A 12,610-nucleotide genomic window follows, 5' to 3' on the forward strand; every position below is an offset into this window, starting at 1 on the left:
TGGTCCTTTCAGACGAGGGCGGGAGCCGGGGTCAGGTACTGGTTGGCGGGGCGGGGGAGGCCGTAGCGCTCCCGGAGGGTCTGGCGGGGGCCGTACTCACGGCGGAACAGGCCCCGGGCGCGCAGCAGCGGTACGACGTGCTCGACGAAGGCGTCGAGGCCGGAGGGCAGCACGGCGGGCATGATGTTGAAGCCGTCGGCGGCGCCCTGCGTGAACCAGGTCTCGATCTGGTCCGCGACCTGCTCGGGCGTCCCGGCGAAGGTGAGGTGGCCGCGTCCGCCGCCCAGCCGTGCGATCAGTTCCCGCACGGTGAGCCGCTCACGCCGGGCCAGCTCCACCACGAGCGTGTAGCGGCTCTTCGCGCCCTCGACGGCGGACTCGGGCGGCAGATCGGCGGGCAGCCGTTCGTCCAGCACCAGAGTCCCGGGCGGCAGCTGGAGCAGCCGCTCCAGCCGGTCCACCCCGTGTTCGTACACGATGTGGTCCTCCAGCAACTGCTCGGCCGCCCGCGCCTTCGCCTCGGTCGAGCCGAGTACGGGCACGATCCCGGGCAGCACCTTGATGTGCTCGGGGTCCCGTCCGGCCCGCCGGGTGCGGGACTTGAGGTCGGCGTAGAAGTCCTGGGCGCCGGCGAGGGTCTGCTGCGCGGTGAAGACCGCCTCCGCGCGCCGGGCCGCGAACGCCTTGCCGTCCTCGCTCGAACCCGCCTGCACCAGCAGCGGGTGACCCTGCGGGGTGCGGGGGACGTTGAGGGCACCCGCGACACTGAAGTACGTGCCCTGGTGCCGGGGCGGGTGGATCTTGCTGTCGTCGCCCCAGACGCCGGCCGCCTTGTCGGCGACGATCGCGTCGTCCTCCCAGCTGTCCCAGAGCTTGCGGGCCACGTCGAGGAACTCGGCGGCCCGGGCGTACCGCACGGCGTGCGCGGGTTCGGCGTCCAGGCCGAAGTTGCGGGCGGCCTCGGCACCGGCTGTGGTGACGATGTTCCAGCCGGCCCGGCCGCCGCTGATGATGTCCAGCGAGGCGAACGTGCGGGCCAGGTTGTAGGGGGAGTTGTAGGAGGTGGAGGCGGTGGCGATCAGACCGATGTGCTCGGTGGCCGTCGCCAGCGCCGTCAGCAGGGTGAGCGGTTCCAGGGCGCCGGCCGGGCGCTGGGCGAGGTTGCTCCACAGCTGGGGGCCGTCGGCGAGGAAGAGCGAGTCGAAGGTGCCGCGCTCGGCGATCCGGGCCAGCTCGACGTGGTGCCGGAGGTCGACGTGCGCGTACGGGTCGCTCTCCGGGAGCCGCCACGAGGCCTCGTGGTGGCCGGTGTTCATCAGGAACGCGTTGAGGTGGAGCGTGCGGGTCATGTGTGGTCCTCCGTGACGCCCAGGGCGGCGAGCAGCTGCGCGCGGTACGCGCCGCGCGGGCGGTCGAGGTCGATGGTCAGGTCGAGGCCGATCCGGCCCCGGTCCAGGACGAGGACCCGGTCGGCGAGCACGATCGCCTCGTCGTCCATGTCGTGCCTGCGGCGCGTCGGCGATGGTGGCCGGTGTGGTGCCGGCGCGGGGTGGGGCGGGTGCGGGCGGGGCCCGTGGGTCATGTGTGGTCCTCGGTGACGCCCAGGGCGGCCAGCAGCCGCTCGCGGTACTCGCCGAGGACCGGCTCGCGGTAGGAGCGCGGGTGGGGGCGGTCGATGGTCAGGTCGAGGCCGATCCGGCCCCGGTCCAGGACGAGGACCCGGTCGGCGAGCACGATCGCCTCGTCCACGTCGTGGGTGACGAGCAGCACGGACGGGCGGTGTCGCTGCCACAGCTCGCGCAGCAGGTGGTGCATCTTGATCCGGGTGAGCGCGTCCAGCGCCCCGAACGGCTCGTCGGCCAGCAGCAGTTCGGGCTCGCGGACCAGGGAGCGGGCGAGCGCGGCGCGCTGTGCCTCGCCGCCGGACAGCTCGCCCGGCCAGGCCCGCTCGCGGCCCGCGAGGCCGACCTCGGCCAGCGCCGACCGGCCCCTGTCGGCGGCGTCCTTGCCGTCCAGGCCCAGCAGGACGTTGTCCAGCACCCGGCGCCAGGGCAGCAGCCGGGAGTCCTGGAAGACCACCGACACCCGTCGCGGCGCGGTGAGCCGCCCGTCTCCCGCCACCCCGTGGTCGAGTCCGGCGATCGCCCGCAGCAAGGTGGACTTGCCCGAGCCGCTGTGCCCGAGCAGGGCCGTGAACTGGCCGGCGGGCAGGTCGAGATCGATGCCGTCGAGGACGGTACGGCCCTCGAAGGACCGGGTCAGGCCGCGCAGCCGTACGGCCGACCGGGTCAGCTGCTCAGTGTGCGGCGCCATGACAGCACCCTCCGTTCGATCAACCGGACCGCGCTGTCGGAGACCAGGCCGAAGACGCCGTAGATCAGCAGGCCGACCAGGATCACGTCGGTCTGGCCGTAGTTCTGCGCCTGGAACATCAGATAGCCGAGGCCGCTGGTGGCGTTGATCTGCTCCAGCACCACCAGGCCCAGCCAGGAGCCGGTCACACCGAGCCGGAGGCCCACGAAGAATCCGGGCAGCGCGCCGGGGACCACGATCTGCCGGACGAAGGCGAGCCGTGTGAGGCCCTGCACCTCGGCGAGTTCGACGTACCGGCTGTCGATGCCGGACAGCGCGGCGTGCGTGTTCAGATAGATCGGGATGTAGACGACGATCGCGATGATCGCGACCTTGAAGGTCTCCCCGATGCCCAGCCAGAGGATGAACAGCGGGATCAGGCCGAGCGTCGGGATCGCCCGGTTGAGCTGCACGGTCCCGTCGATCAGTGCTTCCCCGGTCCGGCTGAGCCCGGCCGCGAGGGCGAGCAGCACGCCCGCGACGAGGCCGATCGCGAAGCCGTACCCGGCGCGCTCCAGGGAGGTCAGGACGTCGGTCGGCAGCGTCCCGTCGGACCACAGGCGACCGGCGGTCCGCAGGACCGTCCAGGGCGCCGGGACGGCACCCGTGTCGAGCGTGTGGGCCGCCGACGCACCGGCCCACAGGGCGAGCAGGACGAGCGGGCCGATCAGCCGGGCGGCGGGCAGGCGGCGGCCGGGCGAGAGCCGGCGGCGCCGTCGGACCTGCGGGATTTCTCCGGCCTGGGCCGCCGGGACGGCAGTCGTCGTGGTCACGGCGGTCATTTCCGGTACTCCTCGGGTACGGCCTCGGCGGCGATCGACTCGAAGCGGTGGTCGAAGAGCGAGGAGACGTCGAACTTCTTCACGAAGCCGCCCTCGGCGAGCAGGTCGGCGGTCTCCTGCTCCCACTTGAGCGCCTCGTCCCAACGGGGCGGGAACAGCGGCTTGTTGGCGAGCTTCGTGATGCCCCGCGCCTGCTGGAGGGTCAGGTTCTGCGTCTTGACGTAGAACTCCTCGTTCCACACGTCCGGGTGCTCGTACTGCCACACCAGGCCCTTCGCCCACTGCGGGATGTAGGAGGCGATCGCGGCGGCCTTCGCGGGGTCGCTCAGCACCGACTGCGGTGCCCACAGCAGGTTGAGCAGGTCGACGACGTCCGTGTCGATGGCGCGGGCGCCCTTGGCTGCGTACTGCTGCAGATAGGCGGGGGCCTGGCTGTTGGGGAGCGGGGCCACGTCCACCTGACCGGACTGCAGCGCGGTCAGGAACTGGTTGCTGGTCAGCGGGACCAGCTTCACCTCGTCGTACGTCAGACCCGCCTGCTTCAGCGCCCGCAGCAGGACTACGCCCTGCGCCTGCCCCTGCGAGAAGGCGAGTCGCCTGCCCCTGAAGTCGTGGGTCGTGCGGATGTCGCTGCCGGGCTTGGTCGCGAAGAGGTAGTTCGGCTTGCGGGTGAGGTCGATCGCCACGATCTTCGCGCCGTAGCCCTGGTAGTGCGCCTGGATCGGGGGGATGCCCGCGTTGTTCGCGAGGTCGAGGGACCCCGCGCGGAAGGCGTTGATGACATCGGGCCCGGCACCGATGTTCAGCCAGTTCGACACGGTGAACGGCAGGTCGGGCAGCTTCGCCAGCCTGAACTGCAGCTGCTGGACGTTCTGGTAGGAGGCGATCTTCAGGCTGGTGCCGGCCGGGACCTTGTCCGCGAGCGGCTCGGTGGCGGCCCCCTTGGTGTCGGCGGAGGCATCGCCCTTGGCGCAGCCGCTGAGGCCTGCCACGGCTGCGGACGCGCCCAGCAAGGAGGAGAGAAAGACACGACGGTGCATGGGAGAACTCCCAGAGGGAAAGAGGGGAAACGCAGCAGGAATTCCGGGCAGGCAGGCCGGAAGAAGAAAGACTCACGCAGCGGGAAACACGCGCTTCATGCGCGGCAACGTGTCAGCAACAGAGGGTGCGACAGCTCCTGAGTGGGTCCATGACCAGCATGTTCCTGGCCGTGAAGGGCTCCTGTCAACATTCCGAGTTTCTGAATTAAATAGCCTCAGGTGACGCGCTCAGCGGATCGCGGAACAGTACGTCCAGCGCTACCGAACCGCCCGCAACGGCCAGCACGGAATCCGGGAAACTCGTCGGCAGCACGACCGCCGCACGGCCTTTTCCGGCCGCTTCCCGCAGCGCGGCGAGGCAGTCCTCGAAATGGATCACGCCCACCTCCGTCACCACGACGGTCTCCGGATTGAGCACGTCCAGCAGCAGCCCGGCCGCCCGCCCCGTCGTCCCGGCCCGCTCCACCAGCAGCCGCCGGGCGGTCGCGTCCCCGGCCGCCGCCGCGGCCACCACGTCCATCGGGCCGGCCGAGCCGGTCACCCCGGCCGCGCGGGCGCGCCGGCACAACGTCCGCTCGCTCAGCTCCACCTGCAGGCAGCCGGTACGGCCGCACGGGCAGGGCTCGGTGCCGCCCGGCACCGGCAGATGAGCGATCGCCCCGGCCGCCGACCGCGGCCCGTGGTGCACCTCGTCATGGGTGGCGAACGCCGCGTCGACCACATTGCCCACGAACAGATGCAGCACGCTCGCGCTGCCCCGGGCCCGCCCGAACAACCGCTCCCCGTTCACCAACGCCCGCGCATGGCCGTCCACATGGACCGGCAGCCCGGTGCGGGCGCCGAGCAGCTCCCGCACCGGCACCTCGCGCCAGCCCAGCAGCTCGTGCTCGACCACGCTGCCCGTCGCCCGGTCCACCCAGCCGCCGACCGCCACCCCGACGCCCAGCGGCCGACGGCCCGGCGCCGCGGCGAGCAGCTCCGCGAGCCCCTCGGCGGCCCGCGCCAGCACCCGGCCGGGATCGGTCCGTTCGTGTTTCAGCTCGCGCCGGGCCACCACCCGGCCGCGCAGATCCAGCAGTGCGACCGTCGTGTACGGCACGGCCACGTGCACCCCGCAGACGACGAACCCCGTGTCGTCCAGGTCGAGGGGGACGTGCGGCCGTCCGACCCCGTTCGAGCGGCGGGGCGCGGCGGACTCGCGGATCAGGCCGAGACCGGCCAGCCGGGCGCAGTGCTCGGTCACCGACGCGGGCGACAACCCGGTCAGCCGGGCGACGGTGCTGCGCGCCACCGGCCCGTGCTCCAGCACGCAGCGCAGCACGACACTGGCGCTGGTGCGCAGCCGGTCGCTGCCGGCGGCACGCGGAGCGGGTGAGGCAAGGGTGGATGCCGCGGTACGGGGCATGGAGAACCGTCCTCGGGAACGGGGCCGACACGTCTCGGAGTTCGAAGGTCCGAAGGGGGGAGGCGTGCCGAGCGGTCCGCCCCTATCCCGGGCGGCGACAGGTGGCCGTGCCCTGGCGTCGCAGGTCGACATAGCGACGCGACGTGAAGTACCGGGCCTGGGCAACCATGCGTTCGAAGCTAGCAAAACGCCCCCGCGCTGCCCAGACGGCGACCGACGGGCGAGACGAGGCTCTTGGGGACTTTGGCGAGACCCTACAGACGCGGTGCGGGGCCGGAGGGTGAGTTGAGCGTCGTCACCTCAGTGACCGGTGTCACGTCCGGCGATGTGTCAGCGGCACCATTTGTTCGAAGGTCACGAAGGCGCGGTTCGACCCTTTGTCGAGCGCCGACGGTGATCGGCGCGCACCCGCTGGGATAGCGTCGCGATGTCCCGACGTGTCCACACCATTTCCGTGGAGTCCCCATGAGCACCGCCACCACCCTCGCCCGCCCCGGCGCAGTCCTCGCCGACCTGCTCCCCGCGTCACGTGTCCGCGACGCGGCCCTCGTCGTCGGCGGCGCCGTGCTCACCGGCCTCGCGGCCCAGTTGGCCGTCCCGGTGCCCGGCTCCCCGGTGCCGGTGACCGGCCAGACCTTCGCCGCGCTGCTCGTCGGCACCACGCTCGGCGCCCGCCGCGGCTTCCTCTCCCTCGCCCTGTACGCGCTCGCCGGTGTCGCCGGTGTGCCGTGGTTCGCGGACGGTGCTTCCGGCGCCGGCATGGTGTCCTTCGGCTACGTCCTCGGCATGCTGCTCGCCTCGGCGGCAGTCGGCGCCCTGGCGCGGCGCGGCGCCGACCGCTCACCGCTGCGCATGGCCGGCGCGATGGTCGTCGGTGAGCTGATCATCTACGCCGTCGGCGTGCCCTACCTGGCCCTGGCGGCCCATCTGTCCGCCTCCCAGGCCGTCGCCGCCGGCCTCACCCCGTTCCTGATCGGCGACGCCCTCAAGGCCGCCCTGGCCATGGGTGCCCTGCCCACCGCCTGGAAGCTCGCCGACAAGGGCTAGAGACCCGCCCGGCGAGGGTGCTCACCGCTACTGGCAGGTGGGGCACCAGAAGAGGTTGCGGGCGGCGAGGTCGGCTGTGCGGATCCCGTCGCCGCAGATGTGGCAGGGCAGGGTGGCCCGGCGGTAGACGTACACCTCGCCGCCGTGGTCGTCCACGCGCGGCGGGCGCCCCATCGCCTCCGGGGTGTGTTCGGGGCGCACGGTGTCGATCCGGTTGTTGCGCACCCCCTCGCCCATCAACGCGACCAGGTCGGCCCAGATGGCGTCCCACTCGGCCGGGGTGAGGTCCTTGCCCGCGCGGTAGGGGTCGATGCCGTGCCGGAAGAGGACCTCGGCGCGGTAGACGTTGCCGACACCGGCGACGATCTTCTGGTCCATCAGCAGCGCGGCGATCGTCGTACGGCTGCGGGAGATCCGCCGGTACGCCGCGTCCGGGTCGGCGTCCTCGCGCAGCGGGTCCGGGCCGAGACGGTCGTGCACGGCGCGCTTCTCCGCGTCCGTGATCAGCGCGCAGGTGGTGGGGCCGCGGAGGTCGACGTAGGCGGTGCCGTTCGCGAGCCGGAGGCGGACGGTGTCGGTCGGCGGGGGCGCGGGGGCGTCGCCGAAGCCGACCTTTCCGAAGAGGCCCAGGTGGATGTGGACCCAGTCGGCGTCCCGGAACCGCAGGAAGAGATGTTTGCCGTGGGCCTCGGTGGCCGTCAGCACCGAAGCGTCCAGCAGGGCCGCGGCGTCGGAGAACTTGCCCTGGGGGCTGGTCACACGGGGGGCCGTGCCCTGGAAGCGCTCGGCGTAGTCCTGGGCCAGCCGGTGAATGGTGTGCCCTTCCGGCACGGCTGACGTCTCCTTCCACGTCTGCGCCCACCCTCCCGGCCGGACTCGGCCCGGCTGGGAGGGTGGGCGAACGGCGACGAGCCGGTGGGGCCTACTGCTGGGGGTGGTGGGCCGGGATCGGGGGGAGGTCGCCCGTCGTCTCGTACGCCGACAGCATGTCGATCCGCCGAATGTGACGCTCGTCACCGGAGAACGGCGTGGCGAGGAAGGTCTCGACGAACTTCGTCGCCTCCTCCGTGCTGTGCATACGCGCACCCACCGCGACGACGTTGGCGTCGTTGTGCTGCCGGCCGAGCGACGCGGTCTCCTCGCTCCAGGCCAGCGCCGCGCGCACGCCCTTCACCTTGTTCGCGGCGATCTGCTCACCGTTGCCGGAGCCGCCGATCACGATGCCGAGGGCGTCGGGGTCCGCGGCCGTCCTCTCCGCGGCGCGCAGGCAGAAGGGCGGGTAGTCGTCCTGGGCGTCGTAGATGTGCGGCCCGCAGTCGACGGGCTCGTGCCCCGCCGCCTTGAGCCATTCGACGAGGTGGTTCTTGAGTTCGTAGCCCGCATGGTCGGAGCCGAGATACACGCGCATGCCATGAGTGTGACACGCCTGATCGGGGGCAGCAGCCTCGGGTGCCGGCGCCCTGCCGGCGTCCCGGCGGCACCCCGCCGGGCCCGGAAAGCCACCCCGCCGGACCTCGGGAAATGTGAGTAAGGCCATAGAACCTCAAGGGAACCTCAAGTAACGATACGGATTCAGAGGTTCCCGAATCCGTTCGCCTCGGATTCACTGGACCGCCTCGTACACCGCTCATACGAGCTGCTCCTCCTGGCGTAAAGGAAATCCGTCCATGACCCCTGGTTCGGGCCTCCAAGCAGGACTCAAGAACCGCCATCTGTCGATGATCGCGATCGGTGGTGTCATCGGAGCCGGCCTCTTCGTCGGTTCCAGCTCGGGCATCGCCACCGCGGGCCCCGGCATCCTCCTGTCGTACGCGCTCGTCGGCACCCTTGTCGTCCTCGTGATGCGCATGCTCGGCGAGATGTCGGCGGCCAACCCGGCCTCCGGCTCCTTCTCCGCGCACGCCGACCGCGCTCTCGGTCGCTGGGCCGGCTTCTCCATCGGCTGGCTGTACTGGTTCTTCTGGGTCGTCGTGCTGGCCGTCGAGGCCACCGCCGGCGCCGGGATCCTCCACGGCTGGGTCCCGTCCGTACCTCAGTGGGCCTGGGCGCTCATCGTGATGAGCGTGCTGACCGCGACCAACCTGGTCTCCGTCGGTTCCTACGGCGAGTTCGAGTTCTGGTTCGCCGGCATCAAGGTCGTGGCGATCGGCGCGTTCATCGTCATCGGCCTGCTGGCCATCTTCGGCGTACTGCCGGGCGTGCACGCCGACAAGGCGAGCTTCGGCAATCTGACGAACCACGGCGGCTTCCTGCCGCACGGCCCCGGCACCATCCTCACCGGTGTGCTGCTCGTCGTCTTCTCCTTCATGGGCAGCGAGATCGCGACCCTGGCGGCCGGCGAGTCGGAGGACCCGCAGCGCGCGGTCACCAAGTCCACCAACAGCATCATCTGGCGGATCGGCGTCTTCTACCTGGGCTCGATCCTGGTCGTGGTCTCGCTGCTGCCGTGGAACGACCCCTCCATCAAGAAGGAGGGCTCCTACGTCGCCGCCCTGGACTCGCTCGGCATCGCGCACGCCGGTGAGATCATGAACGTGATCGTGCTGACCTCGGTGCTGTCCTGTCTCAACTCCGGTCTGTACACCGCCTCCCGCATGGCCTTCTCGCTCGGCCAGCGCGGTGACGCCCCGAAGGCGTTCGCCCGCACCACCTCCCGAGGCGTGCCGATGGTGGCCATCCTGGCGTCGGTCGTCTTCGGCTTCGTGGCGGTCTTCTTCAACTACGCCTACCCGGACACCGTCTTCCTCTTCCTGGTCAACTCCTCCGGTGCGGTGGCCCTGTTCGTGTGGCTGGTCATCTGCTTCTCGCAGCTGCGGATGCGGAAGATCATCCAGCGCGAGGCGCCGGAGAAGCTCGTCGTGAAGATGTGGCTGTACCCGTACCTGACCTGGGTGACGGCCGCCTTCATCGTCTTCGTCCTCGGCTACATGCTGACCGACACCAAGGGGGAGAGCAGCGGCCGTACGACCGTCCTGCTGTCGGTGGGCGTGGCGGCGGTCGTGGTGCTGGTCGCCCTGGTGAAGCAGAAGGTCGAGTCGAGCCGCGCGGCGGCCCTGTCGGCCGAGGCCCCGGCCGACAAGGTCACCGTCGGCTGATCCGGCGTCTTCCTCCGCACACGGCACGGTGAGGGCCCCCCTTCACCGTGCCGTGCGTGCGTCGCCCCCCCCGGCCGCGGACGAAACGTTGCAGGGGCTAGAAGCCGTGCGACAGCCACGGTGCGGCAGGGGAGCCGAACGCCACCGACGCCTCCGTCAGGGCCCCGGGCCGCAGTTCCCTTGCCCGCCCGGCCGCCGCCAGCGACAGCAGAGCCGTACCGCCCAGGTACGCCGCGCCCAGCTCCCGTACCGACAGCGCCACGTCGGCCGGGTCGCGGGTCCGCTCGCAGGACGCGCCCTTCGCGTCGCCGGTCAGCCGCCAACGCCCCTCGTTCCAGGGGCAGAAGGCGTCCGCCACCTCGAACACGACGTCCACCGGGACCGGATAGGCGCGCGCCGCCAGGGCCGTACCCACGTCCACGAGACGGACGTACCCGGCGTCGCGCAACCGCGGCCGGCAACGGCGGATGTCGGACACCAGGTGCTGCCAGGCCTCGTCGACCGGCCGCCCGTGCAGTGCCAGCGTCGTCATCAGGTCGATGCCGAACAGGAAACGCCACAGCGCCCCCTCGGAGGCGGGGTCCAGCGCGGCCAGGTCCTCCAGCGTCACCGTGCCGTCGTGCCCGCTCGGGCCCCAGCCCGTCTTCGTACGGAACCGCGCGTACCCGGTGACCTCGCCGTCCCGCTCGGCGACCACGCACTGCAGCACCGACGCCCCCTCCCGGCGGTCCTCCGGGTCGAGCAGTCCCGCCCGCTCCCAGCCGGGCTGCCGGGCCAGCATGCCGGGCCGGCCGGGCACCAGGGCCGCGTACACCGCCTCGCACTCCTTCAGGGCGTCGGCGGGCGGTGCGTAGCGCACGCGTACCGCGTCGGTGCCCTCGGGCAGCGCCAGGGCGACCCGGGCGGTGTCGATCTCGGCGTTGATCTGGAAGGTCGCCGCGCCGTAGCCGAAGCGGCCGTAGATGGCGGGCTCCGACGCGTGCAGCGCGGCCAGCGGCTCACCCTTGGCGTGCGCGTCGTCCAGCAGCCGCCGCATCATCGACGTCAGCACCCCGCGCCGCCGGTGCGTCGCGGCCACGCTGACCATGGTCACACCGGCGGTGGGGACCGCGGCTCCGCCCGGCACGGTCATCCGGAAGCTGAACGCGCCCGCCGTCCCGACGAACTCGTCCCCGTCCCGCACGGCCAGCGTACGGTCGAACTCGGTGAGGGACCTGTCCAGTTCGCGCTCTTCGGCCGAGGCGGGTCCACCCCCGAACGCACGCACCACGCCGTCCCACCAGCGGTCGAAGTCCTCCGGCGCCAGCACGGTCAATTCCGTCGCGTGTTCAGTCCCCATGCACCATGCCTATCAGGGCATTGCGGGGCGAGCCAGTGAATTTCCACCGGAGAGCCGCGCGACGGCCTCGGGTGCCCTTCACTGTCTCGGGTGCCCTTCACCGTGAGGGCGCACCGAGGACCCACCGTGACGTGGAACCTCGCACGGGGGACAAGTGGGACCTCCCGTGCCAAGCAGCCGGTCCGATGGATAGGGTCCCGAACTAATGGCAGCAGGACGAGGGCGGCGCGCGAAGGCCGAGACGTTCACGGCCCGGTGGCGGATCCAGTGGCACCGGGCCCGCGTCGGCCTGCGCAGAAGCGCCGTGGACTACTTCCGCGGCGACGGCTCCGACTGGATCGCGTTCGTCGGACTGCTCCTCACCATCCCGGTCCTCGCGGCCATGACCCTGGTCGACTCGGTGTGGTGCTCCCCGGCCACCCTGGTGCTGCCGATCATCGCGGGCGGCCTGCTGCTGCGCCCGGCGAGCCTGCTCGGCCTGTACGCGGCGGGAGCCACCGCGCTGATCGTGGAGTCGGTACGGCTCGGCCCGTACACGGAAGGGCCCTCCCGGGTCACCCCGGGCGTGGTCCTCGTCGTGGCGGCCTGCGGATTCTTCGGCCTGCTCACGGCCCAGTTCCGCAGCCGGGTCGGGGTGCCCTGGCGGCGCGGCGGCACCATGCTGTTCGACCTGCGCGAGCGGATCCGGGTGCAGAGCAAGCTGCCGAAACTGCCGCAGGGCTGGCACCACGAGATGGCGCTGCGCCCGGCCGGCGGCCAGTCCTTCTCCGGCGACTTCGTCGTCGCGGCCCGCACCAACGGCGGCCGCACCCTGGAGGTCGTGCTCACGGACGTGTCCGGCAAGGGCATGGACGCCGGATCGCGCGCCCTGCTCCTGTCCGGCGCCTTCGGCGGCCTGGTCGGCTCGCTGCCGCCGCACACCTTCCTCCCGGCCGCGAACGGCTACCTCCTGCGCCAGGACTGGGACGAGGGCTTCGCCACCTCCATCCATCTCGTCCTCGACCTCGACTCCGGCGACTACGAGCTGTACTCCGCCGGTCATCCGCCGGGCCTGCAGCTGAGCGCGGGCAGCGGACGCTGGGAGGAGAAGGCCGCCGAGGGGCCGCTGCTCGGCGTGTACGACGGCGCCCAGTTCGACCCCGTCAAGGGCTCCCTGCGCCCCGGCGACGTCCTGATGCTGTTCACCGACGGCCTGGTGGAGACCTCCGACCGCGACATCGTCGAGGGCATCGACCGGCTCACCGGCGAGGCCGACCGCTATGTCGCCGGCGGCTTCCACGGCGCCGCCTGGCACCTCATCGAGGCGGTCGCGAAGGACGTCAACGACGACCGGGCCCTGCTCCTGATCTGCCGCCAGGCCGCGGCGCCCCAGACGGTCCACTGACGCCACCGGCGGGCAAGGCCGCTTTTCGCCAAGTTTTGGTCACGGAAGTTTGCTGACTTTGTGACGGTGCGGCCCCCGGATGGCCCAGCCGGTTCCGGAGTTGATACAGATGATTCCGTATGCGAGACGAGCGGCAGGCGCCGCATGAGCCCGTACGGGGGAGGCG

At 71.6% G+C, this 12,610-nt stretch carries 12 protein-coding genes; 3 read left to right on the forward strand and 9 right to left on the reverse strand.

The window, feature by feature from the left end:
- Positions 1-8: 8 nt before the first annotated feature.
- The 6 genes from AQI95_RS37915 to AQI95_RS37935 form a co-directional block, all read right to left on the reverse strand.
- Entirely contained in the window at positions 9-1,349 is a 1,341-nt protein-coding gene (locus AQI95_RS37915; RefSeq protein ID WP_067134958.1) for an LLM class flavin-dependent oxidoreductase, read from the reverse strand.
- Positions 1,346-1,582: a hypothetical protein gene (locus AQI95_RS46780; RefSeq protein WP_425264953.1), complete on the reverse strand. Its 237-nt coding sequence runs from the start codon at positions 1,580-1,582 to the stop codon at positions 1,346-1,348. The genes AQI95_RS37915 and AQI95_RS46780 overlap by 4 nt, the downstream gene beginning before the upstream one ends.
- Entirely contained in the window at positions 1,579-2,313 is a 735-nt protein-coding gene (locus tag AQI95_RS37920) for an ABC transporter ATP-binding protein (RefSeq protein ID WP_067134960.1), read from the reverse strand. Before AQI95_RS37920 ends, AQI95_RS46780 begins: the two co-directional genes overlap by 4 nt.
- Positions 2,289-3,134 carry an ABC transporter permease gene (locus AQI95_RS37925; protein WP_067134962.1) on the reverse strand — a complete coding sequence of 282 codons (846 nt, stop codon included), beginning with the start codon at positions 3,132-3,134 and terminating at the stop codon, positions 2,289-2,291. The genes AQI95_RS37920 and AQI95_RS37925 overlap by 25 nt, the downstream gene beginning before the upstream one ends.
- Positions 3,131-4,174, reverse strand: coding sequence for an ABC transporter substrate-binding protein (locus AQI95_RS37930; RefSeq protein WP_067134964.1), 1,044 nt, complete (start codon positions 4,172-4,174; stop codon positions 3,131-3,133). Before AQI95_RS37930 ends, AQI95_RS37925 begins: the two co-directional genes overlap by 4 nt.
- Before the next feature lie 205 nt (positions 4,175-4,379).
- Positions 4,380-5,579 carry an ROK family protein gene (locus AQI95_RS37935; RefSeq protein ID WP_067134966.1) on the reverse strand — a complete coding sequence of 400 codons (1,200 nt, stop codon included), beginning with the start codon at positions 5,577-5,579 and terminating at the stop codon, positions 4,380-4,382.
- A gap of 465 nt (positions 5,580-6,044) precedes the next feature.
- Between AQI95_RS37935 and AQI95_RS37940 the strand changes: the two genes are divergently transcribed.
- Positions 6,045-6,626: a biotin transporter BioY gene (locus AQI95_RS37940; RefSeq protein WP_067134968.1), complete on the forward strand. Its 582-nt coding sequence runs from the start codon at positions 6,045-6,047 to the stop codon at positions 6,624-6,626.
- Positions 6,627-6,653: 27 nt separating this feature from the next.
- On the opposite strand, the gene AQI95_RS37945 is transcribed toward AQI95_RS37940, so the two are convergent.
- Both AQI95_RS37945 and AQI95_RS37950 read right to left on the reverse strand, forming a co-directional pair.
- A complete protein-coding gene (locus AQI95_RS37945; protein ID WP_067134969.1) occupies positions 6,654-7,457 on the reverse strand; it encodes an Fpg/Nei family DNA glycosylase in 804 nt (267 codons plus the stop codon).
- A 91-nt stretch (positions 7,458-7,548) separates the two neighbouring features.
- Complete coding sequence (locus AQI95_RS37950) at positions 7,549-8,034, reverse strand: ribose-5-phosphate isomerase (protein ID WP_067134971.1); 486 nt, start codon at positions 8,032-8,034, stop codon at positions 7,549-7,551.
- A 259-nt stretch (positions 8,035-8,293) separates the two neighbouring features.
- Between AQI95_RS37950 and AQI95_RS37955 the strand changes: the two genes are divergently transcribed.
- Positions 8,294-9,721 (forward strand): amino acid permease, encoded by a 1,428-nt coding sequence (locus tag AQI95_RS37955; RefSeq protein WP_067134973.1) that lies wholly within the window; start codon positions 8,294-8,296, stop codon positions 9,719-9,721.
- Positions 9,722-9,818: 97 nt separating this feature from the next.
- Here AQI95_RS37955 and AQI95_RS37960 read toward each other — a convergent pair whose 3' ends face one another.
- Positions 9,819-11,060: a GNAT family N-acetyltransferase gene (locus AQI95_RS37960; RefSeq protein ID WP_067134976.1), complete on the reverse strand. Its 1,242-nt coding sequence runs from the start codon at positions 11,058-11,060 to the stop codon at positions 9,819-9,821.
- A 205-nt stretch (positions 11,061-11,265) separates the two neighbouring features.
- Between AQI95_RS37960 and AQI95_RS37965 the strand changes: the two genes are divergently transcribed.
- Entirely contained in the window at positions 11,266-12,444 is a 1,179-nt protein-coding gene (locus tag AQI95_RS37965; RefSeq protein WP_067134978.1) for a PP2C family protein-serine/threonine phosphatase, read from the forward strand.
- The last annotated feature ends 166 nt before the right edge of the window (positions 12,445-12,610 follow it).

The sequence above is a fragment of the Streptomyces yokosukanensis genome, assembly GCF_001514035.1.
GTDB classification, from domain to species: Bacteria; Actinomycetota; Actinomycetes; order Streptomycetales; family Streptomycetaceae; genus Streptomyces; species Streptomyces yokosukanensis.

Excerpts from the sequence above, each read along its gene's own strand:
- AQI95_RS37925 (WP_067134962.1), bottom strand. The coding sequence starts at position 3,134 with ATGACCGCCGTGACCACGACGACTGCCGTCCCGGCGGCCCAGGCCGGA.
- AQI95_RS37950 (WP_067134971.1), bottom strand. The coding sequence starts at position 8,034 with ATGCGCGTGTATCTCGGCTCCGACCATGCGGGCTACGAACTCAAGAAC.
- AQI95_RS37940 (WP_067134968.1), top strand. The coding sequence starts at position 6,045 with ATGAGCACCGCCACCACCCTCGCCCGCCCCGGCGCAGTCCTCGCCGAC.
- AQI95_RS37955 (WP_067134973.1), top strand. The coding sequence starts at position 8,294 with ATGACCCCTGGTTCGGGCCTCCAAGCAGGACTCAAGAACCGCCATCTG.
- AQI95_RS37935 (WP_067134966.1), bottom strand. The coding sequence starts at position 5,579 with ATGCCCCGTACCGCGGCATCCACCCTTGCCTCACCCGCTCCGCGTGCC.
- AQI95_RS37930 (WP_067134964.1), bottom strand. The coding sequence starts at position 4,174 with ATGCACCGTCGTGTCTTTCTCTCCTCCTTGCTGGGCGCGTCCGCAGCC.
- AQI95_RS37920 (WP_067134960.1), bottom strand. The coding sequence starts at position 2,313 with ATGGCGCCGCACACTGAGCAGCTGACCCGGTCGGCCGTACGGCTGCGC.
- AQI95_RS37960 (WP_067134976.1), bottom strand. The coding sequence starts at position 11,060 with ATGGGGACTGAACACGCGACGGAATTGACCGTGCTGGCGCCGGAGGAC.
- AQI95_RS37965 (WP_067134978.1), top strand. The coding sequence starts at position 11,266 with ATGGCAGCAGGACGAGGGCGGCGCGCGAAGGCCGAGACGTTCACGGCC.
- AQI95_RS46780 (WP_425264953.1), bottom strand. The coding sequence starts at position 1,582 with ATGACCCACGGGCCCCGCCCGCACCCGCCCCACCCCGCGCCGGCACCA.
- AQI95_RS37915 (WP_067134958.1), bottom strand. The coding sequence starts at position 1,349 with ATGACCCGCACGCTCCACCTCAACGCGTTCCTGATGAACACCGGCCAC.